Source organism: Chryseobacterium tagetis, assembly GCF_016735585.2.
GTDB lineage: Bacteria > Bacteroidota > Bacteroidia > Flavobacteriales > Weeksellaceae > Chryseobacterium > Chryseobacterium tagetis.
This window is the reverse complement of sequence record NZ_JAERSE020000001.1, coordinates 189954-214496: the sequence shown is the minus strand read 5'-3', so window position 1 is coordinate 214496 and position 24543 is coordinate 189954. Positions and strand designations below refer to the sequence as shown.

At 34.1% G+C, this 24543-nt stretch carries 32 protein-coding genes; 24 read left to right on the top strand and 8 right to left on the bottom strand.

All coding sequences use genetic code 11. The features are described 5' to 3' along the window. Positions 1-176 precede the first annotated feature (176 nt). Genes rlmF through JI747_RS00940 form a run of 3 tightly spaced genes read right to left on the bottom strand, consistent with a single transcriptional unit; the run spans position 177 to position 1684 of the window. Positions 177-1103 carry a 23S rRNA (adenine(1618)-N(6))-methyltransferase RlmF gene (gene rlmF, locus JI747_RS00950; protein ID WP_225685616.1) on the bottom strand — a complete coding sequence of 309 codons (927 nt, stop codon included), beginning with the start codon at positions 1101-1103 and terminating at the stop codon, positions 177-179. A gap of 3 nt (positions 1104-1106) precedes the next feature. After that, positions 1107-1472, bottom strand: coding sequence for a c-type cytochrome (locus JI747_RS00945; RefSeq protein WP_225685615.1), 366 nt, complete (start codon positions 1470-1472; stop codon positions 1107-1109). Next, entirely contained in the window at positions 1472-1684 is a 213-nt protein-coding gene (locus tag JI747_RS00940) for a hypothetical protein (protein ID WP_225685614.1), read from the bottom strand. Before JI747_RS00940 ends, JI747_RS00945 begins: the two co-directional genes overlap by 1 nt. A 114-nt stretch (positions 1685-1798) precedes the next feature. Between JI747_RS00940 and JI747_RS00935 the strand changes: the two genes are divergently transcribed. The 13 genes from JI747_RS00935 to trpA all read left to right on the top strand — a co-directional run bounded on the left by JI747_RS00935 (position 1799) and on the right by trpA (position 11601). Further along, a complete protein-coding gene (locus tag JI747_RS00935) occupies positions 1799-2443 on the top strand; it encodes a hypothetical protein (RefSeq protein WP_225685613.1) in 645 nt (214 codons plus the stop codon). Positions 2444-2576: 133 nt separating this feature from the next. After that, entirely contained in the window at positions 2577-3014 is a 438-nt protein-coding gene (locus JI747_RS00930) for an ankyrin repeat domain-containing protein (RefSeq protein WP_225685612.1), read from the top strand. 287 nt (positions 3015-3301) lie between these two features. Next, positions 3302-4726 carry an anthranilate synthase component I family protein gene (locus tag JI747_RS00925; protein WP_225685610.1) on the top strand — a complete coding sequence of 475 codons (1425 nt, stop codon included), beginning with the start codon at positions 3302-3304 and terminating at the stop codon, positions 4724-4726. A 34-nt stretch (positions 4727-4760) separates the two neighbouring features. Further along, positions 4761-5114 carry a four helix bundle protein gene (locus JI747_RS00920; RefSeq protein ID WP_225685608.1) on the top strand — a complete coding sequence of 118 codons (354 nt, stop codon included), beginning with the start codon at positions 4761-4763 and terminating at the stop codon, positions 5112-5114. Continuing rightward, positions 5114-5725 carry an anthranilate synthase component II gene (locus tag JI747_RS00915; protein WP_225685606.1) on the top strand — a complete coding sequence of 204 codons (612 nt, stop codon included), beginning with the start codon at positions 5114-5116 and terminating at the stop codon, positions 5723-5725. Before JI747_RS00920 ends, JI747_RS00915 begins: the two co-directional genes overlap by 1 nt. A gap of 5 nt (positions 5726-5730) precedes the next feature. Beyond that, on the top strand, positions 5731-6720 hold the full coding sequence (gene trpD / locus JI747_RS00910) for an anthranilate phosphoribosyltransferase (protein ID WP_225685604.1): 990 nt from the start codon (positions 5731-5733) through the stop codon (positions 6718-6720). A 1-nt stretch (position 6721) separates the two neighbouring features. Continuing rightward, positions 6722-7105 (top strand): hypothetical protein, encoded by a 384-nt coding sequence (locus tag JI747_RS00905; RefSeq protein ID WP_225685601.1) that lies wholly within the window; start codon positions 6722-6724, stop codon positions 7103-7105. Positions 7106-7114: 9 nt separating this feature from the next. Beyond that, positions 7115-7894 carry an indole-3-glycerol phosphate synthase TrpC gene (gene trpC, locus JI747_RS00900; protein WP_225685599.1) on the top strand — a complete coding sequence of 260 codons (780 nt, stop codon included), beginning with the start codon at positions 7115-7117 and terminating at the stop codon, positions 7892-7894. Position 7895: 1 nt separating this feature from the next. After that, on the top strand, positions 7896-8537 hold the full coding sequence (locus JI747_RS00895; RefSeq protein WP_225685597.1) for a phosphoribosylanthranilate isomerase: 642 nt from the start codon (positions 7896-7898) through the stop codon (positions 8535-8537). Positions 8538-8597: 60 nt separating this feature from the next. After that, positions 8598-9143, top strand: coding sequence for a hypothetical protein (locus tag JI747_RS00890; RefSeq protein WP_225685595.1), 546 nt, complete (start codon positions 8598-8600; stop codon positions 9141-9143). Between the two features lie 4 nt (positions 9144-9147). Beyond that, positions 9148-10335 carry a tryptophan synthase subunit beta gene (gene trpB / locus JI747_RS00885; protein ID WP_225685594.1) on the top strand — a complete coding sequence of 396 codons (1188 nt, stop codon included), beginning with the start codon at positions 9148-9150 and terminating at the stop codon, positions 10333-10335. Further along, positions 10328-10870, top strand: coding sequence for a hypothetical protein (locus JI747_RS00880; protein ID WP_225685593.1), 543 nt, complete (start codon positions 10328-10330; stop codon positions 10868-10870). The genes trpB and JI747_RS00880 overlap by 8 nt, the downstream gene beginning before the upstream one ends. Continuing rightward, a complete protein-coding gene (gene trpA / locus JI747_RS00875; RefSeq protein ID WP_225685592.1) occupies positions 10867-11601 on the top strand; it encodes a tryptophan synthase subunit alpha in 735 nt (244 codons plus the stop codon). The genes JI747_RS00880 and trpA overlap by 4 nt, the downstream gene beginning before the upstream one ends. A 40-nt stretch (positions 11602-11641) precedes the next feature. Here trpA and JI747_RS00870 read toward each other — a convergent pair whose 3' ends face one another. Continuing rightward, positions 11642-12535, bottom strand: coding sequence for an SDR family oxidoreductase (locus tag JI747_RS00870; protein WP_225685591.1), 894 nt, complete (start codon positions 12533-12535; stop codon positions 11642-11644). A gap of 137 nt (positions 12536-12672) precedes the next feature. Here JI747_RS00870 and JI747_RS00865 point away from each other — a divergent pair, with 137 nt between their 5' ends. The 11 genes from JI747_RS00865 to JI747_RS00815 all read left to right on the top strand — a co-directional run bounded on the left by JI747_RS00865 (position 12673) and on the right by JI747_RS00815 (position 20904). Next, a complete protein-coding gene (locus tag JI747_RS00865) occupies positions 12673-13257 on the top strand; it encodes a Crp/Fnr family transcriptional regulator (protein WP_225685590.1) in 585 nt (194 codons plus the stop codon). 100 nt (positions 13258-13357) lie between these two features. Next, a complete protein-coding gene (gene lipB, locus JI747_RS00860; RefSeq protein ID WP_225685589.1) occupies positions 13358-14089 on the top strand; it encodes a lipoyl(octanoyl) transferase LipB in 732 nt (243 codons plus the stop codon). An 82-nt stretch (positions 14090-14171) separates the two neighbouring features. After that, positions 14172-14642, top strand: a complete 471-nt coding sequence (locus JI747_RS00855) for a hypothetical protein (protein ID WP_225685588.1) — start codon at positions 14172-14174, stop codon at positions 14640-14642. A gap of 40 nt (positions 14643-14682) precedes the next feature. Further along, positions 14683-15711 carry a serine hydrolase domain-containing protein gene (locus JI747_RS00850; RefSeq protein ID WP_225685587.1) on the top strand — a complete coding sequence of 343 codons (1029 nt, stop codon included), beginning with the start codon at positions 14683-14685 and terminating at the stop codon, positions 15709-15711. 92 nt (positions 15712-15803) lie between these two features. Continuing rightward, complete coding sequence (locus JI747_RS00845) at positions 15804-16937, top strand: DUF4932 domain-containing protein (RefSeq protein ID WP_225685586.1); 1134 nt, start codon at positions 15804-15806, stop codon at positions 16935-16937. A gap of 194 nt (positions 16938-17131) precedes the next feature. Continuing rightward, positions 17132-17764: an NAD(P)H-dependent oxidoreductase gene (locus JI747_RS00840; protein WP_225685585.1), complete on the top strand. Its 633-nt coding sequence runs from the start codon at positions 17132-17134 to the stop codon at positions 17762-17764. A 29-nt stretch (positions 17765-17793) separates the two neighbouring features. Continuing rightward, positions 17794-18228 carry a MarR family winged helix-turn-helix transcriptional regulator gene (locus JI747_RS00835; protein WP_225685584.1) on the top strand — a complete coding sequence of 145 codons (435 nt, stop codon included), beginning with the start codon at positions 17794-17796 and terminating at the stop codon, positions 18226-18228. Further along, a complete protein-coding gene (locus JI747_RS00830) occupies positions 18229-18651 on the top strand; it encodes an organic hydroperoxide resistance protein (RefSeq protein WP_225685582.1) in 423 nt (140 codons plus the stop codon). Positions 18652-18779: 128 nt separating this feature from the next. Next, positions 18780-19028 (top strand): hypothetical protein, encoded by a 249-nt coding sequence (locus JI747_RS00825; RefSeq protein WP_225685580.1) that lies wholly within the window; start codon positions 18780-18782, stop codon positions 19026-19028. Between the two features lie 58 nt (positions 19029-19086). Next, the gene (locus JI747_RS00820; protein ID WP_262904116.1) at positions 19087-20208 is read left to right on the top strand and encodes a lactonase family protein; all 1122 of its coding nucleotides are present in this window, start codon (positions 19087-19089) and stop codon (positions 20206-20208) included. Between the two features lie 63 nt (positions 20209-20271). Next, entirely contained in the window at positions 20272-20904 is a 633-nt protein-coding gene (locus JI747_RS00815) for a hypothetical protein (RefSeq protein ID WP_225685578.1), read from the top strand. A 17-nt stretch (positions 20905-20921) separates the two neighbouring features. Here the strand turns inward: JI747_RS00815 and JI747_RS00810 are convergent, their stop codons facing one another. From JI747_RS00810 to JI747_RS00795, 4 genes are all read right to left on the bottom strand, one after another. Further along, complete coding sequence (locus tag JI747_RS00810) at positions 20922-21551, bottom strand: peptide deformylase (RefSeq protein WP_225685576.1); 630 nt, start codon at positions 21549-21551, stop codon at positions 20922-20924. 173 nt (positions 21552-21724) lie between these two features. Next, positions 21725-22597, bottom strand: a complete 873-nt coding sequence (locus JI747_RS00805) for a ChaN family lipoprotein (protein WP_225685575.1) — start codon at positions 22595-22597, stop codon at positions 21725-21727. A 262-nt stretch (positions 22598-22859) separates the two neighbouring features. Then, positions 22860-23888 carry a hemin-degrading factor gene (locus tag JI747_RS00800; protein WP_225685573.1) on the bottom strand — a complete coding sequence of 343 codons (1029 nt, stop codon included), beginning with the start codon at positions 23886-23888 and terminating at the stop codon, positions 22860-22862. A gap of 4 nt (positions 23889-23892) precedes the next feature. Then, positions 23893-24543: a class I SAM-dependent methyltransferase gene (locus JI747_RS00795; RefSeq protein ID WP_039366051.1), complete on the bottom strand. Its 651-nt coding sequence runs from the start codon at positions 24541-24543 to the stop codon at positions 23893-23895.

Here is a 24543-nt window from a genome sequence, read left to right as displayed (position 1 = left end):
ATTTGCAGAAATTAAAGTTTTTTTAACCTAACTCCCGTTTTAAAGGAGAATTTCTGCAGCCCGACTTGAGCGGAAATCCTTTTGTGAGGAGGAACGACGAGCAAAAGATTGGGAGTGGAAGGCGGAAATTGCTGCCCCAAAAATATTTAATGAATAAAAAACGAAACTTACTTATTTCAGAACCAGCCTTTACGGTTTTGCTTAGGAATGAATGTCCAAGACAACATTCTGCTTATTTTCTGGCCTTGGGCCATTTCAATTATTTTAAAATCAACAACTTTTACTTTTTTCAAAAGGTTCGTAAGCTTGAACAAATTGTCTTTTTTCGAAACCAGACATGTAAACCAAAGAACCTGTGACGAAAACAAAACACTTTCTGAAATCATTCTTGATATAAAAGCCAGTTCACCACCTTCACACCATAATTCAGATTGCATGCCACCAAAATTAAGCAGAGGTTTTGATATTTTTGATTTATTCAGATTTTTTGTTTTTCTGAGATTTCCTTTTAAGGCAGATTCTTCAGAATCATGAAAAGGAGGATTGCACATAGAAAATGCAAACTTATCTTTTGAATCAATGATATTTTTAAATATGTATTCGGAATCTGGCTGTCTTTTTAATTGAATAACAGAAGATAAATCGGGATTATTATCTAAAATCTGCTGTGCATTTTTCAAAGAATCCTGATTGATATCTGTTCCCAACATTTTCCAGCCATACGATCGATGAGCAAGTAAAGGATAGACAAGATTGGCTCCGACCCCGATATCCAAACCATGAACAGCATTTCCGTTCGGAATTCCACCCTTCTCTTCGGCTAATAGATCAGCAATGTAGTGTACATAATCTGCCCGTCCTGGAATTGGCGGACAAAGATTGGCATCAGGAATATCCCAGCTCTGAATATTGTAATATTGCATCAATAAGGCTTTATTAAGCAATTTTACAGCTTTTGGAATACTAAAATCAATTGTCAGATTCTGATACGCATTCAGGGAAACAAAGTCTTTCAATTCTGGCACACAAGAAATCAGCAAATCAAAATCATAAGGATTGCGATGCAGATTTCTTGGGTGCAGATTTGACTTTTCGGCAGTCATCTATTATTTTTTCTGACTTAAAATGTATTGAACCATTTTTTTAGCATCTTCTTTAGACACCTGAGAATGAGGCTGCATAGGCACGCTTCCCCAAACTCCACTTCCTCCTTCTATGATTTTTGCAGCCAAAGCATCGATATCTTTTTCAGAATATTTATCTGCTATTTCCTTATAGGATGGGCCAATCATTCTTTCATTTAAAGAGTGACAACCTGAACAATCTAATCTTTCAATCATCTGATCTCCGGAAAGATGAGCATTGGTTGCCGCTACTGGTTCTGCAGATGTTTCTGAAACCGATGCCTCTTCTTTTTTAGAACAAGAGAACATCAACAACACTAAACATCCGGCCAATAATAATTTTTTCATTATTTCTTAGCAGCAGTAGAATCTGTTGTTGCAGTTGCAGGAGCAGCAACCGGAGCAGCTGTTTCAGTTTTTTTAGCCGTAGAATCTACAACAGTTGGAGCATCTGGCTCAGACAACATCGTGTTGCTGTCTTGCAGGTCATGATTAGGCTTTTTTGAACAGTTAACTACGAATAAACTTCCGATAAATGCGATTGCTAATACTTTTTTCATTATTTTTTCTCTAAAAATTTAGACAAAAATATAAAAAATATTGCTTGTAGAGAGTATAAAATACTTTTTAATCGTTGTAACCAGAAATTGTATTTTTGTGTAAACCTGAAAATTATGATTATCATTTCAAAAATCTTATTTTTCTTAAGCCATCACGGCTTTTATGCAGTATTGATCTTTATTCTGTTCTTCGGAATTATTGCTTTTTTAACTAAGAAAGTGTGGTGGCTCATTTTAATTCTGCCCTTTTCAATTATTAACGGAATCGGAGGACAATTCATCAATGCATGGTTTTTAAATAAATATGGTGTGGAAGGCACTGCTATCATTACTTCTGATGTAGAAACCAATTCTACATTGAATGAACAGTATATCCATGATTATGAAGCCATTGTAAAAAAGCAGAACGGAAAGTATGTTGATACTTATTTTTCCACAACTTCAGCAGCAATTTATCCTCTCGAAAATGCGATAAGGATTCCAAGAACCGAGCAGGAATTTCCCGTGAAATATATTCCCGGATATGAAAAAAATATAGTGATACTTTATCAACAGTCCAATGAAGGAAAGCAGTTGAAAGAATATGAAAAGATAAGACCCATCAATACAGCAAGGATAAAGTACGAAGCTGATCCTATGAATAAAGCTTTTGTTCAGGAATATCTTAATGCTTTGGAGGATTATCTGAAAAACTATGACAATCAGGAATACAGAAGCAAAGCTGAACAGTTGAAAAAAGAACTGAACTCCATGAAATAATTTTTTCGGAACATTTTGAGGAAATCAACATTTTATCTGTTTGAACAGGAGCTAAAATTCAAAAAACTTGTACAATTTCTTGAGATCTATCAAAAAAATAATTTAGCTTTGTATATTATTTAAAATAAGCTTTATGAAAAAAATAATCTCTACAACCTTCGTATTTTTGGGGTTCCTTTTTGCTAATTTAGTTTCTGCACAGGAGATTTCTAAACAACAGATGCTTGTATTTCAGTCTGACAACGTAAATTCTTTTAAAGCAGCGTTTTCTAAAGACAATTACAATAAATGTTTTGCAATAAAAGAGAATTCATACAGTTTGCTTTCTTTAAGCGTAAAACATGATAAAAAAAATATTCTTGAGTATCTAGTAAACAATGAAGCTGATCTTAATCTGGCTTGTGGAAACCAGACTCCCCTAATGGTTGCAGCAAGATACGGTAAAGCAGATTTTGCAAAACTTCTTCTGAAGAAAGGTGCTAATAAAAATGCAAAGAATGAAAAAGGAGAAACGGCAAAAGATTTCGCAGTTCAGTACAATCACCCTGAAATGACTTCAATTTTAAAATAACATCATAAAAACTTCCTTCACGGAAGTTTTTTTATTTCAAGTTAACCGTAAATTAAACCGGAATAAAATTTTGTTAATTTTTATTTCTCATTTCAAAAAAATATCTACATTTGCATCATGATTACTTCAAACAACAAATTTTGGTGGTGGCATTCAAACTCTTCGTCGGGTCTGATGCTATACTCTTGTTGTTAATCCGCAGCTAGAATATTATAGAAAAATATACAGAGACTTTGACGATTTTCGTTAAAGTCTTTTTTTTATTCCTAAAATTTAAAACACTACCAATGTTCACACAAAACATCAACATAAAAACAACTTCAAAAAAAATGCTGGGAGATCTGCAAACTCCCATGAACATCTATCTGAAAATAAGAGATCAGTTTCGTGATACGATTCTTTTGGAAAGTTCGGATGCTAAAAATATGGATAATAATTTCTCGTTCATTGCGATCAATGCTATTGCCGGAATAGAAATGAAAAATCTTAAGGAATTCGAGGTAAAATTCCCTAATGAAGATCCAAAGAAACATCTTTTGGCGGATCATAATGTTCCTGAGCTTTTAAATAATTTTTCAAAATCTTTTATCAGCAACAAAACCAAAGATACTATAGAAGAAACTGCTCAGAGCCTTTTCGGATATACCAGTTTTGAAGCTGTACAATTTTTCGAAAACCTTACGTTTAAAGCTCAAAGTAAAGAAGTGGAAATTCCAATTCTGCGTTACAGACTTTATCAGTATGTGATCGCTATCAATCATTACAATGATGAAATGCATATTATTGAAAACCAGATCAAGGGTATAAAATCTGAATTATACTCATTAGAAAGCTTGATTAAAAATCAAAATTCAGTTATTTATCCTTTCGAAAAAACAGCTGACGAAACTTCTAATATTACTGACGAGGAATATATAGAACTGGTAAAAACCGCGCAGAAACACTGTATGAGAGGCGATGTTTTCCAGTTGGTTTTAAGCCGAAGATTTGAGCAAAAATTCAAAGGTGACGAATTCAATGTATACCGTGCATTACGAAACATCAATCCGTCTCCTTATCTTTTCTTTTTTGATTACGGAGATTACAAATTATTCGGGTCAAGCCCGGAAAGTCAGTTGATTATTAAGGATCACAAAGCGATTATCCATCCTATTGCAGGAACTTTCAAAAGAACAGGGCATTTTGAAACCGATTTACAGTCTGTTGAATCTCTAAAAAATGATCCGAAAGAAAATGCAGAACATACAATGTTGGTAGATTTGGCCCGAAATGACTTAGGAAAATTAGGAAAAAACATAACCGTTACCAAACTCAAGGAAATCCAGCTTTTTTCTCATGTCATTCACATGGTAAGCGAAGTCACAGCAGATTTGCATGAAGATACCAATCCTTTTGAAATGGTTGCGACTACATTTCCGCAGGGAACTTTAAGTGGAGCTCCAAAACACAAAGCTCTTCAATTAATCAATACTTATGAAAAAGATTCACGTGGTTATTACGGAGGCTGTATCGGAATGATTGGTTTGAACGGAAGCTGCAATCAGGCGATTATGATCCGTACTTTTTTAAGTAAAAACAACACACTGTATTATCAAGCCGGAGCCGGAATTGTAGCAAAATCAAATGCAGAAAGTGAACTCCAGGAAGTGAACAATAAACTGAATGCCCTTAAAAAAGCAGTTGAGAAAGCGGAGAAGATTGTTGTTGGTTGATGGTTGTTGGTTGATAGATTTTAAAAATACAGATATGGAATACAAGAATTTAGATGTTTGGATTGAGGCGAGAAAACTTACAAAAATCGTTTATGATTCAACAAAAAATTATCCAAAAGAAGAAATTTTTGGATTGACAAATCAAATGAGAAGATCTGCAGTTTCTGTTCCTTCAAATATTGCAGAAGGATGCGGAAGAAATACCTCTAAAGAAACAATACATTTTCTTTTTATTGCAAGAGGTTCTCTTTTTGAACTTGAAACACAGTTTTATTTATCATTAGATCTAGAATATATTAACGACGAAAAGCTTACATCAATATCAAATCAAATTACGATTTGCAAAAAGTTATTAAACGGATTTATTAATTATTACAAGACAAAATAATGACAAATATTTCAAACCCAACAACCAACAACCAACAACCAACAGCTAAAGTTTTAGTCTTCGATAATTACGACAGTTTTACTTATAATTTGGTTCAAATGATCGAAAGAATTCTGAGCACAAGAGTAGATGTTGCAAGAAATGATGAAATTACTTTAGAAGAAATACAAAAATATGATAAAATCATCCTTTCACCCGGTCCCGGAATTCCTGAAGAAGCCGGAATTCTTCTGGATGTCATTAAAGAATACGCTCCTACCAAAAGTATTTTAGGTGTTTGTCTTGGTCAGCAAGCCATTGCGGAAGCTTTTGGAGGAAGCTTAATCAACCTCAGCGAAATTTATCACGGTGTTGCTACGGAAGCCATCCAAACCAATGAACATACACTTTTTAATGGTTTGCCACAGACTCTGGAAGTCGGAAGATATCACAGTTGGGCAGTCAATCCCGAAGACTTCCCTGAAGAACTGGTAATTACCAGCACAGACAGCAAAGGAATGATCATGAGTTTAAAACACAAAAACTATGATGTTCACGGCGTTCAATATCACCCTGAAAGTATTTTAACTCCGGATGGAGAAACCATCATCAAAAACTTTCTTTTAAATTAAATAACATGAAAGAAATTCTGCAATATCTTTTCAATCACAATACGTTGTCCAAATCTGAGGCAAAGGCCATCATGATTGAAATTGCCCAAAATAAATTCAACGAAACGGAAGTCACTGCTTTTGTAAGTATTTTCCTGATGCGAAACATCACCTTACAGGAACTGGAAGGTTTCAGAGAAGCTCTTTTACAAATGGCAGTTCCGGTAGATCTGGATGCAAGTGATGCCATTGATATTGTAGGAACCGGTGGTGACGGAAAAAATACGATCAACATTTCTACACTGGCAAGTTTTGTCATTGCAGGAGCCGGACAAAAAGTAATCAAGCATGGAAATTATGGAGCTTCCACAGTAACCGGAGCATCCAATCTTTTGGAGGAATTGGGATATCAGTTTAAAACTAATTCAGATGAATTAAATGATGAGTTACAGAAAGCCAATATCTGCTTTTTGCACGCTCCCTACTTTCATCCCGCTTTAAAATCTGTAGTAAGCTTGAGAAAATCTTTAGGACTAAGAACATTTTTCAATTTATTAGGTCCTTTAGTAAATCCTGCCAAGCCTAAATATTCCATGATTGGAACCTACAACCTGGAAATTGCAAGAATATACCAGTATTTACTGCAAAAAGATGAAAAAGACTTCATTTTGGTCCACGGAATGGATGGTTATGATGAAATAAGCTTAACCCAAGACAGTAAGATTATTACAAAAAACGGAGAAAAAATCTATTCGCCGGAAGAACTTGGTTTTATAACCGTTACTCCTGAAAGTATAGAAGCCGGGAAAAACACGAAGGAAACCGCAAAAATTTTTAGGAATATTTTGGAAGGAAAAGGTACAGAATCGCAAAATGCGGTTGTTTTGGCTAATGCAGCAGTTGCATTGCAACATACCAATAAGTTTGGAGACTATGAAAATTGTTTGAATTTGGCTAAAGAAAGTTTGCTTAATGGCAAAGCGCTTAATAGTTTGAATCAATTAATTATCGTCTAAAATGAAAACACTTTATCAATCTAAAAACAGAAAAATCGAATTGAAAATTATTGGATATGACGAGCCTAACAACGGTCGAGAGTTGCATATTGCTGAACTGTATATAAACGGCAAGAATCTTTCTGATAACTATTTTGAAAATAAATGGAACAGATTGAATTTTAATTTGGATGAATTTCAATTCGAATCACCAAATTCAAAATATATTTTTATTCCTGCAGAGGGATATAGTTTTCTAATCAATATCAACACTTTATTGATGATCAAACTTCCTTACAAAGCACTTTCAACACTTCATTTCAAAAAGAATGAATTTCTTGAAAACAAAATAAAGATCTATTACAATAATGAAACTATTGAGCTGAACTTACCAATAAACGAGTAAAATCTGGAGATGAATATTTTAGATACAATCATATATACCAAAAAGCAAGAAATTTCGGATTCAAAATCAAAAATTTCTTTGCATCAGCTGATAGATTCAGAATTTTTCGGAAGAGAAACCTTTTCTTTAAAAGAAACTCTACAATCAAAATCTGGAATTATTGCTGAATTCAAAAGGCAGTCACCTTCCAAAGGAATCATTAATGATAAAGTCTCCCCATTAAAAGTCGTTTCAGCCTATGAACATTTCGGAGCAAGCGGAATTTCGATTTTAACAGATAAAGATTTTTTCGGAGGAAGTTTCGAAGATATTTTACAGGTCAGAAATCAGATCAATATTCCTATTCTGCGGAAAGATTTTATGATTGATGAGTATCAGTTGTATGAAGCAAAAAGTATGGGAGCAGATGTCGTTTTATTGATTGCAGCCTGTCTTTCACCACAACAAACACTGGAATTCACAGAGTTGGCTCATGAATTAGGATTAGAAGTGTTATTGGAAATCCATACTGAGGAAGAATTAAAACATTACAATTCCAGTATCGATCTGGTGGGAATTAACAACCGAAATTTAAAAGATTTTAAAGTCGATCTGCAACATTCTGTTCAATTGAAAAACCTGCTTCCGGAAAACACCCTATCTGTAGCAGAAAGCGGAATTTATACGATTGATAATTTTAACTATTTAAAAAACAAAGGTTTTGACGGATTTTTAATGGGTGAATATTTTATGAGAAATACCAATCCTGCCAAAGCATTTGAGGAATTTATTTTCAATACTACAATTTAAAATGAAGAATCAACTCCGAATAAAAGTTTGTGGACTCACCCGATTAGATCAGGTTCAGGAATTGATTTCTCTGAATACAGATTTTCTGGGCTTTATTTTCTACGAAAAATCTCCGAGATATGTTCTGAATCATTTGAGTTTAGAAGAAATTTCAAAGATTGATCATCAGGGAAAAGTTGGAGTATTTGTGAATGAAACTCTTGAAAAAATTATTGAAATAACGGAAAGAGCAGCTTTGAATTTTGTTCAGCTTCATGGTGATGAAAGTGAAGACTTTATTATTAAATTAAAACAAAAAATCAACCCGAAGATTAAAATAATTCAAGTAATCAGAATAGGAAATCAATCTGCCAATGAATTACAGAAATCCATCAACCAAAGCCTATCAACCATCAACTATTTCTTATTTGATACAGACAGCAAAGCATTTGGCGGAACCGGAAAACAGTTTGACTGGAACATTTTAAATACTCTTGAGATCCCACTTCCCTATTTTCTTAGTGGCGGTATTTCAGAAGAAAACATAGAAAATATTGAGCAACTGAAGCAGAAACCATTTGCACTAGATATCAATTCAAAATTCGAAACAAAACCTGGTGATAAAGACACCGGCAAAATAAAAAGATTTATATCATCTTTATAAAAAAACTCAAAAACAGGAGCTAAACAAAAACAGACCAAAGAGCAAAAAATATTTACTAACATGGAATATCAGATAAAACACACCAAAGAATTAACCGAAACGGAAATTCAACATATTCTTCAGCTTTGGGATATTTCATCATGGAACTCAATGAAGTCTGATTATTTCCGCACATTCTTCAAAAATTCAACATTTCATTTTTTATTGGATGCTGATAAAAATATACAGTCACTCATCCGTGTTAATTACGATTTTGTATTGGAAATATCAGGAATACAACTACCCTTTGCAGAAGCTGTCGGACTTGTTGCTGCCCAGAAGAAAAAAGGATATGGAGCTAAGCTTGTTGAGTATTTCAGGGACTATGTGGTCAAAAACAATGTAGAGACTATTGGATTCTGTCATCAGGAGCTTCGTTCGTTTTATGAAAAATGTAATGTTGAAATATTATATGATAAAGGTAAAGCGATCAAAGAAAATACAGGATCAGAATGGGTAAATTCGGAGGACGATGATATTTTGATTTTTAATATTTCAGCAAAAAGAAAAGAAAAGCTCAATCTGCTGAGCGATGAGAACAATGCATATTTAATTATTAAAGAATAAAGAAATGAATTATAAAAACCCCGATGAATACGGATATTATGGAGAATTCGGAGGAGCTTTCATCCCGGAAATACTTTATCCGAATATAGAAGAATTACAGAAAAACTATCTTGAAATCATTGAATCGAAAGAGTTTCAAAAGGAATATCAGGATTTATTAAAAAATTATGTGGGACGTGCCACTCCTTTGTATTTTTCAAAAAATTTAAGTCAGAAATACAACACTCAGATCTACCTGAAAAGAGAAGACCTAAATCACACGGGAGCTCACAAAATCAACAATGCGCTGGGACAGGTTTTACTGGCAAAACGCCTAGGAAAAAACAGAATTATCGCAGAAACCGGAGCCGGGCAACATGGTGTGGCTACTGCTACGGCTTGTGCTTTATTAGGACTAGAATGTATTGTGTACATGGGAGAAATTGACATTCAAAGACAAGCTCCTAATGTAGCAAGAATGAAAATGTTGGGTGCAGAAGTGATTGCCGCAACTTCAGGTTCAAAAACGCTAAAAGACGCCGTAAATGAAGCTTTAAGAGACTGGATCAATCATCCTGCAACCACACATTATGTCATCGGAAGCGTTGTTGGACCTCATCCATTTCCTGATTTGGTAGCAAGATTTCAGAGTATCATTTCAAAAGAAATTAAAGAGCAGCTTTTTGAACACATCGGAAGACAAAATCCTGACTATGTCATTGCCTGCGTCGGTGGCGGAAGCAATGCAGCCGGAACTTTCTATCATTTCGTAGAGGAAGAAAATGTGAAAATCATTGCTGCAGAAGCAGGAGGTTTCGGGATAGATTCAGGAAAATCTGCAGCTACGACCTTTTTAGGTACTTTAGGTGTTCTGCACGGAAGTAAAAGTCTGGTCATGCAGACAGATGACGGACAGGTTATTGAGCCTCATTCAATTTCAGCAGGACTGGATTATCCGGGAATCGGACCTTTTCACGCTCATTTATTCAAAGAAAAACGGGCAGAATTTTTCAGTATCAATGATGATGAAGCCTTACAGTCTGCATTTGAACTGACAAAACTGGAAGGAATTATTCCGGCATTGGAAAGTGCTCATGCATTGGCAGTTTTAGATAAAAAACAGTTTAAAGAAAATAATGTTGTTGTGATTTGCTTGAGTGGTCGAGGCGATAAGGATATGGAAACGTATTTAAAACACTTAAATAATGACTAAAAAAGAAATTCTCAATATTTTAGAATGGTCATTTGTGATTTTCGTTGCTTTATATATGATTATTTATGGTGCTGCGAAATTTGAACAGTTCGGTAAAATAACAGAATATCCAAAACCTTTATCCTCTTACAACGGGATGGATTTGATGTGGGCATTTTATTCTTATTCAAAAACGTATGCTGTTATTTTAGGAATATTCGAGATCATAGGTTCATTCTTATTTTTAATTCCGAGAACAAGAATAGTCGGAGGCTTTATACTTTCCAGTATTCTCATCAACGTCATCTTGCAGGATTACTTTTATGAAGTTCACAGAGGAGCCATGGCAAATGCTATTTTCTATCAGATTTTAATATTTATCGTCTTTTTCCTGAACAGGCAAAAATTGATTCTATTATTTAAAAGCTCTACTATCAACTTTAGCTTTTCCAAAAGAAAAATAGTTTTAAAAACAATATTCGTTGCTCTTCTTTTACTTGTCTTAATGTTTGCACAAGAAGGATTAGGAATGATCTTAAATTTTTTAAAAATATGAAAAAACTAAACATCTACTTCACCGCAGGAATTCCACAGTTGGAAGATACTGCCGATATTATAAAAAACATTCAGGATTCCGGAGCAGATATGATCGAAATCGGAATGCCTTATTCCGATCCGGTTGCAGACGGTCCTGTTATACAGCAAGCACATGAACTCGCCTTAAACAACGGAATGACGATTGAGAAATTATTTTCACAGTTAAAATCCATTAAAGACGAAATTAAAATCCCAATTATTTTAATGGGATACATCAATCCGGTTTTAAGTTTTGGTTTTGAAAGATTTTGTCATGAATGTGCCGTATGTGGAGTTTCGGGACTTATTTTGCCCGATTTACCTCCAATCGAATTTGAAAAAAACTATCAGGAAATTTTAGAAAAGTACCAGCTGAATTTCACATTTTTAGTTACTCCGGAAACTTCAGATGAGAGAATTTCATATTTAGATTCTTTAAGTTCAGGCTTTTTATATGCTGTAAGTTCTTCTTCTACGACCGGCAATGAAAATACCGTTTTAAAAAATGAAGAATATCTTTCCCGATTAGCTTCTCTCCCCTTACAAAATCCTGTCATGATCGGTTTTGGAATTAAATCAAAAGAAGATTTTGAAAATGTAACTGAAAAAGCCGATGGTGGAATTATCGGAACGGCTTTTGTCAGAATTCTGTTAGAAAACCAAGATTGGAAATCCAAAGCAGAAAGCTTTATTAAAAGTATAAAAAATTAAAAAAGCAGTCTTACTTTTGAATAAGTAAGACTGCTTTTAGTTAAAAGAAATATTGATCCAGTTGTTCAATAAAACTTTTTTCAGAAGGATTCCAGCCCAGTGTTTCCTGAGTCTGTGTACTTATTGCCGGACAATTTTCCTGCACAAAATACGTCATCCAGGTAAAATATTGCTGTGCTTCTTCTTTGGAAAAAGATTTTACAGGAATATTAAATTTCTCCCCAATATATTCTGCAAATTCTTTCATCGACAATTGTTTGTCGTTGTTCACCGCATTATATCTCGCTCCTTTTTCACCTTTTTCAAGGGCTAAACGAAATAATTTTGCAGCATCTAAACGATGAACAGCCGGCCAGACATTGCTTCCGTCTCCTATATATGCTGCAGCTCCTTTAGTTTTTGCCAATTCGGCCAACATCAAACCGAAACCTCCTTTGAAACCAAGTTCAGAATTCCCATAGACACTTGGAGAAAGACGCACAATAGATGCATTTACACCCACTTCTGTCAAGCTCACAAAAGCTTTTTCAGAAAATCTGATCGATTCTGCAGGTGCTTTACTTTCTTCAGTGATTTTTCCGTTAATCAAGGGTAATCCTAATGTTCCTCCAGTAACCACAATGGGTTTATCCGTTCCTTTCAGGACCTCTCCCATCGCTTCAATCGCTTTCTGGTCTTTAAGTGCGTTACTTTGGTAGTCTGAAAAATCGTGAATAAAAGCAGTGTGAATAACTCCATCGGCTTCTCTTGCTCCTTTTTGCAAAATATCCAGACTTTCCAAATCTCCTCTCAAAACTTCTGCTCCAGCTTCTGATACTGACTTCGCAGATTCTTCTGAACGGGCTAAACCTATTACCTGATGTCCGTTTGCAATTAATTCTTTTACGACAGCAGAGCCTACAAATCCTGAAGCTCCTGTTACAAAAACTTTCATACTCATATTATTTATTGTGTTAAAATTTCTGATACAAATGTACTTTCACCCAACTTTTCAAAACGAGGTCATTTGACACAATTTCATGATTATCTCATTAAAAATAATTAATTTTAATCATTATTTCAGTAAAAAAGATGTCAGAAATTTTTAAAAGATACTTCCAAAACGCTCTTCCCGGTTTAACGGACGAAAAGTTCAGTTTGATTTTAGAGAAAAGTACTCTGATCCGTCTTCAGCGCAAAGAAGTTATTTGCAGACAGGGCGATATCTGTACCTCAAAGATCTTTGTGTCAAAAGGACTTCTCCGGAATTATTCCACTTCTGAGGATGGAAATGAACATATTCTCCAATTTGTCAATGAAATGTCATGGACCACAGATCCTGAAAGTTTTTATAATAACGCTCCTTCAAAACTGACTATTGAAGCACTGGAACCTTCAGAAATTTTTGCATTTAATCTTCATGATTTCAACCAGCTCCGCAATGAAATTCCTACACTCAGTATTTTCATTGAGGACCTTTTAACCAGAAAATCAATGGAAATCAATAGCAGACTCTTAGTAAATATTAGCAGCACTCCCGAAGATAAATATTTACATTTTGTCAAAAATCATCCTGATCTGCTCAGTAAAGTTCCTTTACATATGATCGCTTCTTATCTTGGAATGTCAAGGGAAACATTATCAAGAGTAAGACGGCAAATCCTGAAAACCGTCTGATTGAGTCTTTACAAAATAGAGATTCAAGAATAAATACCATAGATTTTGTCCATTCCATAGAAGCATAAAAATCACTAAATTTGTGTATTCAAAAACCGGTATGAACACACATCAGAATAAAGTAGTAGAATTCGAAGATTTAGGCATAAAAGAATATCAACCCTCTTGGGATTATCAGGAAAAACTGATGAAAGATATCATTGATACCAAAATAAAAAACCGCGACTTACCTGCAGAAGAACATAGTACAACTCCCAATCATTTTCTTTTAGTTGAGCATCCTCATGTGTACACGTTGGGGAAAAGCGGACATGAAGAAAATATGCTTGCCGGAATTGATAAGTTAAAGGAAATCGAAGCTACTTTCGTCAAGGTGAACCGTGGCGGAGACATTACCTATCACGGATACGGACAAATTGTAGGCTATCCTATTTTAGATCTTGAAAATTTCTTCACCGATATTCACAAATACATGCGAAATCTTGAAGAAGTCATCATCAGAACCATCGCTGAATATGGTTTAAAAGGTGAACGTTCTCCGGGAGAAACAGGGGTTTGGCTGGATGTAGGAAAGCCTTATGCCAGAAAAATCTGTGCAATGGGTGTGAAAGCTTCACGATGGGTAACTTTACATGGTTTTGCTCTGAATGTAAATACCGATATGCGTTATTTTGAATACATCATTCCTTGTGGTATCAAAGACAAACAGGTGACTTCTTTGAAAAGAGAACTTGAAAGAGATCTGACTCCTGAAGAAATGGAAGACATCAAAGCTAAGATCAGAAAGCATTTTACAGATGTTTTTGAGGCTGAATTGGTTGCTAAAGCATAAAATTAATCAACATAAATTACATTAAATCTGTTTCTTTTGGAGACAGATTTTTTTATTAAGTATCTTTGAAAAAAACGTTCGAATGAAGATTTTAAAATTTCTACTCTTATCAACAACTCTTTTTTTATGTTCATGTGTAGGTTCTGATCTCACTTCTCTGCCCAATACGATTGAAGAGGCTAAAAATGATAAATTATTAATTCATATTTACAGGCCTTCTCAAAGAATTGTGACCATTAATAATTCAGAATATTATCTCGAAGATGCTTTTACAACCTTCAAATTTAATTCTAAAAAAGACTTAACAATCAATAAGAATTTTTTTGCTTTCATTGTAAAGTTGAAAAATTTAAAAACCGGAGAAAAAATGCTGACTGAGGATGATCATTACCAATTCATTAATTATTATTCAGACACAGGAGGAATTCATGATTCTAATGTAAGTATTGATTATGATGATATCAATCTGAGAGAGAAACTAGATACCATATCAATGGGTTTTAGGAATCATCTTAAGCAGGAAACCATCATAAAATTTACAAAAATAAAATAGTCCTTATATTTTTTACTTCATCAAGAAAACTCACCTCCACATGTCGCAAAATTTCAAATTCTTATCTTTTTTATTAATTCTCTTCTTTTCCTTCACATCTGCTCAAACAAAGTACGCTCGCAAGATTGACAGTTTAATAACAGCCAAAATTCCAAGAACATTCAACGGTGTCATTCTCATTACTAAAAACGGAAAAACACAGTATTCAAAAGCTTATGGTTTTCAAAATGTAAATACTAAAATTCCTCTGAAGCTCAATGATCAATTTGAAATCATGTCAAACACCAAACAGATCACGGCTGTTTTATTATTAAAACAAGTTGAACAGGGAAAAGTGGATTTACAATCATCCATCAAAAAATATTTACCTAATCTTACCCAAACCTGGGCAGATTCTGTGACGGTTCATCAGTTACTGAATCATACGCATGGAATCATTGATCTTGAAAAACCTTTATTATTCAAACCGGGATCTGATTTCAAATACGGAAACCTTTCTAATATTCTCTTAGGAAAAATCATTGAAAACGTTTCTCATAAAACGTATACGGAATTGGCGAATGCACTGTTCCAACAGTTAGGAATGAAGGATACTTTCTGTTATTCTAAAGAAAACCGAAGAAATCTTGTTTCCGGACATATGGTAAAAAATAACATTTTCAGCCCGGTTCAGGAATCTTTTATCAACAATGAAAATCTGCCCGCAGACGGAGTCATAACGACTGCAAAAGATCTATCCATCTGGAATAACAACCTTCATAAAGGAAAAATCTTAAGTCCAAAAATGTATCAACTGATGACGACTCCATCAGCAATGTCGCAGCATGATGTTTTTGGAAAAGATAAAATGGGATACGGCTACAATATCAGAATTGTAAAAGATCACGATCTTCAGTATTTTGGCCATACAGGATTGGGAGATGGTTTTGCTTCACTTAATATCTATATTCCTAAAAGTGATGTCAGTATTATTGTTTTGGAAAATCAGATGAATGAAGACGGCAATCTCTACTATTATTTTGAAACTGAAATTAAGAATATCATTTTTAAAAATGATCTGAGCAGATAAACACTTATGAAAAATACATTTAATTATTCAAAATAAAGTGCTTTTATAAAAGATTAAACTTTATTTTTGGACTTCAAAAAATTAATGTATTCATGAAGAAAATAATTTTAATGTTGAGCTTGCTTTTAGCTTTTACCATTTCTGCACAGGAAACAAAACAGGTAAGTTTTGATGAGAAGTTTAAAAAAGAGCATCAGGGAAATGCAAAAATTGAGATTAATGAACTGAAAGAGCTGCTTCATATCATGATTGCAATTACGGAAGCAGGATTGGAAAATGATGATATGGTACAACAAAAAGGACAGTATTATCAGGATGTTCTTCAGCAGTTTAAAAAATTTAACAACGAAAAAATAATCGTTAAATTCGACTCTTTAATTAAAGCTAATCCTTTAAACTACATATTTTTAACAGGAAATGGAACAAGCTATGATTTCAAAAACAATCAACTGGTTCCCAATAAATATTATATTTTCCCTGCACAAAAAGTATCTTCAAGTGCGATTATCAAAGTGAATCCTATCTCTACTTATAAAAAGGAAATTGAAGATTTCGCGGTTAAATCGGATTTCAGAACGTTTTATAAAGATCATCTTCCTTATTATAAAAACATTATTTCTACTTATAACGAACAAGCAAATCTTGGTGAACAATGGAAATGGCTGGAGAAAAATTTCAATACAAAGGTCAACAATTATCTGATCCTATGCTCTCCGTTAATTAATGGTCTTAATTATACTGATAATTATAAAGACAAGGACTTTAAACAAATCGTAATGGTACTCCCACCCGTTGAAGAAGACCCAGCTCTTAGTAAAGAAGAAAATATCGTTCTGAACACAAGAGGAATGTTGACTGAAATCGACCATAACTATGTGGGGACACCTACCAAAAATTATATAAAGGAAATTGAAAATGCTTTAAAAGACAGAGAAAAATGGGTAAATACCAAACAGGAAGGCACTCAATATTATCCTAATCCTGAAAAAGTTTTTAATGAATATATGACGTATGCCGTTTTCTATCTTTTTTCTACTGAAAAATTCAAAAATGATCAAAAAATAGTAGATAACGCTTATCACAGCGTCAATCAAGTGATGAAAGAAAGAGGTTTTCCTAAAATGAAGGAATTCAACGATGCCTTGTTAGCAACAAGAAAAAAATACCCCAACAAAAAAATTGACGATCTATATCCTGAGTTTATACAATGGTGTAGCCAACAATAAGTTTTAAAACTGTATCAAATTGATACAGTTTTTTTTTATTATTATTCTACAAATCAACAATTTAAATTTTTATTAATTATTATTATAGATTTTTTAAAACGTTAAATTTCACTAAATTAAATTGCACACAATTTAATTGGCTATATATTTGCATAGTCAATATCAGTAAATAATAATTTTAAAATAAAAACAACATGTCATTACTACAAGATTTAGAATGGAGACATGCCGTGAAAGCATATGATCCGACTAAAAAAGTTTCAGAAAAAGATTTAAATACTATTTTAGAAGCAACAAGATTAGCTCCTACTTCATCGGGTTTACAGCCTTTCCGTGTTATCGTAGTTGAAAATCAAGAATTAAAAGAAAAAATGATTCAGGGAGCTTTGAATCCTGAAGTTATGAGAGATTCTTCCCACGTTTTGGTATTTGCTGCTTGGGACAGTTATTCTGACGAAAAAATCGACAAAGTGTATGATTATCATACTGATGTAAGAGAATTACCAAGAGGACGTTTTGGAAGCTATACCGATAAAATTAAAGAAATATACGGTGCACAAACACCTGAAGAACATTTCGCACATACTGCAAGACAAACTTATATTGCATTGGGATTTGCTTTGGCACAGGCTGCAGAACTGAAAATCGACAGTACGCCTGCAGAAGGTTTCAGCAATGCGGTAGTGGATGAAATTCTAGGGTTAAAAGAATTAGGCTTAAAAAGTGTAAGTTTACTTTATCTTGGCTATAGAGACGAGGAGAAAGACTGGCTGGCTTCTATGAAGAAAGTGCGTGTTCCGATGGAGGAATTCATCATCAGAAAATAAAAATCATCAATTTTCATTTTTTAAAACGTATGGAAAATTCAAAATCTTTAAAATTAGAAAATCAAATTTGCTTTCCGCTGTATGTGATCGCAAAAGAGATTACAGGGCTTTACCGTCCGTTTCTTGATGAACTCGACATTACTTATCCTCAATATCTTGTGATGATGGTCTTGTGGGAAAATGATGGTCTTGCTGTGAGCAGCATCGGGGAAAAATTATATTTGGACAGCGGTACACTGACTCCTCTTCTGAAGAGATTGGAAGTTAAAGGATTTATCCAGCGAAAAAGAAAAAAAGAAGATGAAAGGGTGGTTGAAGTATTCATCACAGATTCAGGAAAGGCTCTTCAGCAAAAGGCCTGTGAGATCCCAGAAAAAATTCAGAACAAAATAGATGTCACTAAAGAAGATTGGATCGATCTGAAAGAAAGTGTCCAAAAAATATTAAGCAAAATAGAAAAATAAATGAAAACTTTATATACAACAAAAGTAACCGCAAAAGGAGGTAGAAACGGTCAGGTAAAAAGCGAAAACGGAATTCTTGATCTGGAAGTAAAAATGCCGAAAGCTTTAGGAGGTGCAAACGATGATTTCACCAACCCTGAAATGCTTTTCGCAGCAGGATATTCAGCATGTTTTGACAGTGCTTTGAACCGAGTGATCAGTTTATCAAAAGTAAAAACCGGAGAGACCACCGTTACCGCATTAGTAAGCATTGGTCAAATAGAAAACGGAGGCTTCGGATTGGCAGTTGAACTTGATGTAAATATTCCGGGTGTTTCAATTGAAGAAGCGCAATCTTTAACGGAAAAAGCTCATGAAATCTGTCCTTATTCTAATGCGACAAGAAATAATATTGAAGTAAAATTATCGGTAACGAACAATTAAGAATAATTTTCTTTGATTATAACTAAAATCTGTTTCTTTTGAAACGGATTTTTTTGTTTTTAAGGGGTTCTTCTGAGGAAAATAATTAATTTTATAGAATCATCTAAACAACAATTAAGCATCAAATAATGAAAGAAGAAAAATTTGCAAAATTCAGTGATCAGGAATTATTAGATAAAAGAAAAAGTTTAAAAACACAGCTTATCATCAATGCTGTACTTATCGGAGTTTTAATCGGAATTTCAATATATGGTGCTATCAAAAACGGTTTTACTTTTTTCACACTTTTCCCGTTAATATTTGTATTCTTTTTAATAAAAAACAAAACGGACAGTAAAGACCTGGAAAACGAAATTAATTCCAGAGGTTTAAAGTAAGTATGAAAAGAAATACGACTCCCATTTTTAAATTTTAATAATTATTTCTTCTATCATTTTGAAAAAACTTCTTGCCTTATCCATTACAATTTGTAGCTGGTTACATTTTTACTCCCAAAATACCTACGCATTCTTCGGCTCGTTCAATCGCGATAAAGACACAGAAGGACTTTACGTATATGAGTTAGACACAATCAGTGGAAAATTATCGAAAATAACTTCTTATGCGGGAATTTTGAATCCTTCGTTTCTTACGGTATCATCGGACGGAAAATACGTTTTTGCCTGCACGGAAAGTAAAACAAAAAACGGAGGAAGTGTAAGCAGTTTTGCATTTAACCCAAAAAATAAGTCTTTAACTTTCATCAATAAGCAAAAAAGCGGTGGTGAAAATCCGGTTTATATAACAGCTCATAAAAATGGAAAATGGCTCGTCAATGGAAATTATAGTGAAGGCAGCGTCTCTGTATATCCGATTTCAGAAAACGGAAAGATTGAGCCTTATGTTCAGAATTTTCAATTTACGGAAGGAAGTGTAGATCCGGGTCGACAGGAACGTGCACACATCCACTCCACTGTTTTTTCTCCTGATTTTAATTACCTGTTTCTTCCTGATCTGGGAGCTGATAAAATCAGAGCTTACGAGTTCAACAGTAATCAAAATGAGCCTTTAAAAACTGCTGAAGTTCCTTTCACAAAAACAACGTTAGGAAGCGGACCAAGGCATTTGACTTTTCATCCGAACGGAAAGTTCGCCTATTGCATTGAAGAAATGGGCGGAGCAGTAAGCGTATATTCTTATGACAACGGAAAACTGAATGCTCTTCAAAGAATCAATACGCATTCTGAGAAATACAAAGAGGATTTTGAGAGCTCCGATGTTCATATTTCTCCCGATGGAAAATTTTTATATGCTTCCAATCGAGGTGTAGAAAACAATATTGCCCTATTTTCAATCCAAAATGACGGAACTTTAAAGACAGTTGGCTATCAATCTATAAAAGGAAAACATCCGAGAGTATTCGGGCTTGATCCCAGTGGAAAGTTTCTGATTGCTACTAATGCACAAAGCGGAACTGTGGTTGTATTCAAAAGAAATCCTGAAACGGGTTTACTGAAAAAAGTGGGTAAAAAGATCAAAATTAAAAGTGTTTCCTGTGTGCAGATCAGGAAATATTAATTCTTTTAAAGACAGAATAATTTAATATTTTTGGATTTCAAAAATTCAAATAACACCAATATCATGAAACAAATCTTCAGTCTAATTTTAATTGTAAGTACACTTTTTTCTTACGCACAGAAATATGCTTTTGCCACAGAGTTTGCCGATGGAAAAGTCACGCTTAAAGATCAATCCGAACTCAGCGGGCAGATCAAATGGTATCCGAGCCAAAATGATAAATTAAGTTTCAGAACAGCCGAAAAAGAAAAACCTACAAAATACACACCTAATGATATTGTCAGCTTTTCTTCGGAAAATATGAGATTTGTTCCTTTATATAATTTCTCTGCCTATGCCGAGAATTATGCTTTGATTGGAAGTCCGACAAAGATTACGGAGACCTTTGGTGAAGTGATTTCGGAAGGGAAATTCAATATTTATTTCACCTCAATAAGAGGCTATAACGCCATTGCAAGAGTGATAGAAGATTATCCGAATTTTATCTTTCAGGATTCCAACGATCCCGACAAAAAATTATATGCTTATCCTTATATGATCAGAATGAAAGAAAAGAAATATGAGAAAGCCAAAGAAAATCTATATATTCTTTTCAAAGATTATCCTGAAGTAGTTGAAAAAATAAAAGCTTTCAAAAAAGAAGATGACTTTCTGGAAATCATTAAAATGGTGGAAGATATTAATAATAAACAGTAGAATAATCTAAGCTAAAGTTATCTCGTTACAGAACCGCTTTTCTTAAAAGCATCTACCTGTTGATAAGCATCATTTTTCTCTTTTTCTTTTTTATCTGAGATCAAAATTCCAAAAAGATGGTCGATTTCGTGCTGGAAAATAACTGCGGTGAAACCTTCTACAATTTCTGAATATTTCTGACCTTTCAAATCAACATATTCCAATTGGATCACTTTGCTTCTGTAAAACTGGTCTCTGAAATCTGGAATCGATAAATCGCCTTCCGGACCGAGATTCTGTAATTCAGATCTCCAGACAATTACTGGATTGATGAAATATTCCAAAGGTTCGCCCTGCTTATCAAAACGCTGCACCCAGATAATTTTTCTGTTGATCCCAACCTGAGGAGCTGCAATTCCTACTCCACCATCGGTTGACAGCAAAGATGCTTTCATCCTTTTGACTAAAACTGCTGTGTTTTTATCCAACGTATCGATTTCTGTGGAAAGGCTTAATAACGTTTTATGCTGATGTTCATCTATCGTTTGATATATTGATAACGCTGAATTGATATCACCATGATTGATGATTGAAATCTCGTTGGAAGTCAGTTTCTGAGCATGGAATAAACCAATGAAAAGGATAAGCAGAAAAGGTAGTTTTTTCATTTTTGAAAGATGTTATACAAATATAATTAATGCAATGACGTTTTGGTTAAAACCAATTAACTTTTTTGACATACAAAAACGGGCTAAAGCCCGTTCCTATTGATATTATGTCGTAATCTAACTATTTCCGACTTTCCAAACTTGATTCTTTTTACTTTTTACCTGGCTCTTTCTTAATACGTTTTCGTCATATCACTCGGAATAATAAGATTGAAATCCGTCGGAATGTAGTCTTTTTCAGGAACTTTTAATTCAGGGGTTTCGGATTCAAACACGGAGATCACCGCCATTTTCAGGTTGGGGTTTTTCTGTTTGATGTACCAGTAAATTCCGCCAAATTCTTTACTGTGGTAATTTCCGTTGTAATGGATAAATGTCTTTCCAGCCTGCATATTTTTCAGAATAGATTCCGCCATGGTAGCGTCTTTTATCGCCTGAGCGGAAATAAAGTTCATCACTTTTGTTCCGTCTGCATGATCTCCCATCATGGTTTTCATTTCCGGATAACCGGGCGTATCCAAAGTTACTTTAATAGGTAGCTGAGCAATGTATGTTTTTTCTTTTGCAGATAAATTATTCAGAGATTCTAAGCCTTCTTTTGCTGTTTGAGAGGCATATTTTCTCGGAATATTAGTCGCAATAAAATTTAGTTTTTTATCTTTCGCAAAATCTACCAAAGGTTTGTAATCTGTTGTGAAATTACTCCACAAACGCGCCGAATCTTTTAAAGTTTTAGCATCAAATTTCCCACTTAAATATTGGTTTAGCTGAGACTGATTGTCTCTTTCAAACATTTCTGCTCCCAAAATAAGCTGTCCATTTTTCTGAGCATATAAAGCTTCGGTAATTTTCAGTTGAAGCCAGTGGTTGATTGAATTGTTATGATTTTCACCAAAGAAAACCACATCGTAATCAGCTAGTTCTTTAACTAATTTCTCCGTCTTAATTTCTTTTCCTTTTTTATCATAAAACTGATACGGTTTGAAGTTTTGGGCACTCAATGAACCAAAAACAACAAGCAATATCGCGATGAAAATATGTTTCATTTTTATTTTTTATAGTTTTAATTTAACGCAAAGTTTAAATCATCAGAATTTTGTCATTCCGTAGGAATCCAAGCTTCAATACCTCCAGTTTATTCTCTAATAATTTTGTTTAGATTCCTACGGAATGACAAACTATGTGAAAAGTAAAGCTTTTATAGTTTAACAAATTTACCGTTTTACAAGTGTTCAATATAACCTTTTTACTTAAGAAAAAAGCCGCCCTGTAAAAAACAAAACGGCTTCATAAAAAATATCTAACTATTTATTTTTCCAACCCTGCTACAAGGTCTTTCCACTCTTGTAATTCAGGGATTCCCGGTTTTCTTTTTCCAAAGAACTGAACGATGAAATCTCCTTCACTGTTAAATACTTCAATAGCCGTTACTTCACCATCTTCTGTTGGTTTCTTTACGATCCATGCTTCAGCAATTTTCGTAACGTCAAGGTGTAAATTGAAATCAGGATCCATTACATTGAACCACTGTTGGTGCCAAAGTGTTTTTGTCACAGTTCCCGTATGGATCTGGATGATTCCTCTGTTTCCAACAAATACCATGATCGGTAATTGTTTTTCAGCAGCATCTTCAAGTACGTTTACCACTTTTGCGTTGTCGATTTTTTTAGTGAATCCTTCCGGAGCCAATCTTAACGCCTGAGTTCTGCTTACTCCGAATTTTCTTGTCATCATGAAGAAATCATGAGTATCTTTCAATTCTGTCCAAGCTTTTTGGAAACCTTCTACATCAATATCCGCATCTGCTTTTTCTTCAGCTTTTGGAGCTACCGCTTCAAATTCGAATGTTGAAGTCTGCTCTTCTGCTTTGAATTTTTCAACAATCGCATCAAAAGCAGCTTCGTTGCTGTCTTTTGTCAAATAAATCTTGTGTAAAGCTAATCCGTCTTTTCCAAAGAACTGTAAGCTTTTTCTGTCTCCTTCTACGACTGCAAAAGCAAATTTCCAATGGTTTTGGAAGATTCTCAAATCAATATCTTCTCCTACGAAAAGCTGTGCATGCGGGCTGCTGAAATCTCCGTTCAGATAAGTCCCTTTTCTTTCGTGTACGCACTCTTCATTACGGGTAAGAGCCATCACTTTTCCTAATTGTTCAGCTTCAGTCAGAATTTCTTTAAATTCCGGCTTCAACACCGTTACTCCTTCTCCTACATTGGTTGCCAATAGTTCAGCTTCGCTTACTCCAAGTTCTGTAGCTGCATTTCTGATTCTTAAATGTGGATTTTCAGCTTTCAAAGCTTCCCATTTTTCCTTAAGATCGTTTACTAATGTGCTCATTATTTTATTTTTTTATGGTTAAAACTGTATAATTTCTTGTTATGGTTTCGTTTCCTGTTTTACTTTTTACCTCTTCTTCTTTTTCAGAGATTTTCATTCTTTTGAAATCGCTTTTAGACACTGTTTCCTCCATTTCGTCCGTATTATATAATGTAAAATCAAATTGGGTAAAAGGTAGTTTTTCCATGAAATCTCTTTGCCCGAATGTCAAAACAAAGGTTCCGTTGTCTTTCAAGACTCTGTAGATTTCATTTAAATATTCAATCGGTTGCGCCCAGAAATACACTGTGTTTACCGTAAATATTTTATCAAAAACTCTGTCTTCAAAAGGTAATTTCTCTCCTTCATACAAAATAAAGTCTGCCTGATTCTTATATTCTTCATTCAGCCTTTTCGCCTCATGATGCATGGTTTCAGAAATATCAATTCCTGTATATTTTACATTCTGAGCTTTGTTTAAAATGCTTTTAACATGGGCTGCGTTGCCATGACCGATTTCAAGTATAATTTCGTCGTCTTCTATTAAAAGTGTTTTAATGCTTTCCAGCGTCATTCCTATGTTTGTAGCATTCATCATCTCGCCTATTTCAATTCCCTTTTCTCCCTGGGGATTAGCAAGATTTTGCGCTAATATTTTTAAGTCTTCTTTTTCCAT

Excerpts from the sequence above, each read along its gene's own strand:
- rlmF (WP_225685616.1), bottom strand. The coding sequence starts at position 1,103 with ATGACTGCCGAAAAGTCAAATCTGCACCCAAGAAATCTGCATCGCAAT.
- JI747_RS00945 (WP_225685615.1), bottom strand. The coding sequence starts at position 1,472 with ATGAAAAAATTATTATTGGCCGGATGTTTAGTGTTGTTGATGTTCTCT.
- JI747_RS00940 (WP_225685614.1), bottom strand. The coding sequence starts at position 1,684 with ATGAAAAAAGTATTAGCAATCGCATTTATCGGAAGTTTATTCGTAGTT.
- JI747_RS00935 (WP_225685613.1), top strand. The coding sequence starts at position 1,799 with ATGATTATCATTTCAAAAATCTTATTTTTCTTAAGCCATCACGGCTTT.
- JI747_RS00930 (WP_225685612.1), top strand. The coding sequence starts at position 2,577 with ATGAAAAAAATAATCTCTACAACCTTCGTATTTTTGGGGTTCCTTTTT.
- JI747_RS00925 (WP_225685610.1), top strand. The coding sequence starts at position 3,302 with ATGTTCACACAAAACATCAACATAAAAACAACTTCAAAAAAAATGCTG.
- JI747_RS00920 (WP_225685608.1), top strand. The coding sequence starts at position 4,761 with ATGGAATACAAGAATTTAGATGTTTGGATTGAGGCGAGAAAACTTACA.
- JI747_RS00915 (WP_225685606.1), top strand. The coding sequence starts at position 5,114 with ATGACAAATATTTCAAACCCAACAACCAACAACCAACAACCAACAGCT.
- trpD (WP_225685604.1), top strand. The coding sequence starts at position 5,731 with ATGAAAGAAATTCTGCAATATCTTTTCAATCACAATACGTTGTCCAAA.
- JI747_RS00905 (WP_225685601.1), top strand. The coding sequence starts at position 6,722 with ATGAAAACACTTTATCAATCTAAAAACAGAAAAATCGAATTGAAAATT.
- trpC (WP_225685599.1), top strand. The coding sequence starts at position 7,115 with ATGAATATTTTAGATACAATCATATATACCAAAAAGCAAGAAATTTCG.
- JI747_RS00895 (WP_225685597.1), top strand. The coding sequence starts at position 7,896 with ATGAAGAATCAACTCCGAATAAAAGTTTGTGGACTCACCCGATTAGAT.
- JI747_RS00890 (WP_225685595.1), top strand. The coding sequence starts at position 8,598 with ATGGAATATCAGATAAAACACACCAAAGAATTAACCGAAACGGAAATT.
- trpB (WP_225685594.1), top strand. The coding sequence starts at position 9,148 with ATGAATTATAAAAACCCCGATGAATACGGATATTATGGAGAATTCGGA.
- JI747_RS00880 (WP_225685593.1), top strand. The coding sequence starts at position 10,328 with ATGACTAAAAAAGAAATTCTCAATATTTTAGAATGGTCATTTGTGATT.
- trpA (WP_225685592.1), top strand. The coding sequence starts at position 10,867 with ATGAAAAAACTAAACATCTACTTCACCGCAGGAATTCCACAGTTGGAA.
- JI747_RS00870 (WP_225685591.1), bottom strand. The coding sequence starts at position 12,535 with ATGAAAGTTTTTGTAACAGGAGCTTCAGGATTTGTAGGCTCTGCTGTC.
- JI747_RS00865 (WP_225685590.1), top strand. The coding sequence starts at position 12,673 with ATGTCAGAAATTTTTAAAAGATACTTCCAAAACGCTCTTCCCGGTTTA.
- lipB (WP_225685589.1), top strand. The coding sequence starts at position 13,358 with ATGAACACACATCAGAATAAAGTAGTAGAATTCGAAGATTTAGGCATA.
- JI747_RS00855 (WP_225685588.1), top strand. The coding sequence starts at position 14,172 with ATGAAGATTTTAAAATTTCTACTCTTATCAACAACTCTTTTTTTATGT.
- JI747_RS00850 (WP_225685587.1), top strand. The coding sequence starts at position 14,683 with ATGTCGCAAAATTTCAAATTCTTATCTTTTTTATTAATTCTCTTCTTT.
- JI747_RS00845 (WP_225685586.1), top strand. The coding sequence starts at position 15,804 with ATGAAGAAAATAATTTTAATGTTGAGCTTGCTTTTAGCTTTTACCATT.
- JI747_RS00840 (WP_225685585.1), top strand. The coding sequence starts at position 17,132 with ATGTCATTACTACAAGATTTAGAATGGAGACATGCCGTGAAAGCATAT.
- JI747_RS00835 (WP_225685584.1), top strand. The coding sequence starts at position 17,794 with ATGGAAAATTCAAAATCTTTAAAATTAGAAAATCAAATTTGCTTTCCG.
- JI747_RS00830 (WP_225685582.1), top strand. The coding sequence starts at position 18,229 with ATGAAAACTTTATATACAACAAAAGTAACCGCAAAAGGAGGTAGAAAC.
- JI747_RS00825 (WP_225685580.1), top strand. The coding sequence starts at position 18,780 with ATGAAAGAAGAAAAATTTGCAAAATTCAGTGATCAGGAATTATTAGAT.
- JI747_RS00815 (WP_225685578.1), top strand. The coding sequence starts at position 20,272 with ATGAAACAAATCTTCAGTCTAATTTTAATTGTAAGTACACTTTTTTCT.
- JI747_RS00810 (WP_225685576.1), bottom strand. The coding sequence starts at position 21,551 with ATGAAAAAACTACCTTTTCTGCTTATCCTTTTCATTGGTTTATTCCAT.
- JI747_RS00805 (WP_225685575.1), bottom strand. The coding sequence starts at position 22,597 with ATGAAACATATTTTCATCGCGATATTGCTTGTTGTTTTTGGTTCATTG.
- JI747_RS00800 (WP_225685573.1), bottom strand. The coding sequence starts at position 23,888 with ATGAGCACATTAGTAAACGATCTTAAGGAAAAATGGGAAGCTTTGAAA.
- JI747_RS00795 (WP_039366051.1), bottom strand. The coding sequence starts at position 24,543 with ATGGAAAAAGAAGACTTAAAAATATTAGCGCAAAATCTTGCTAATCCC.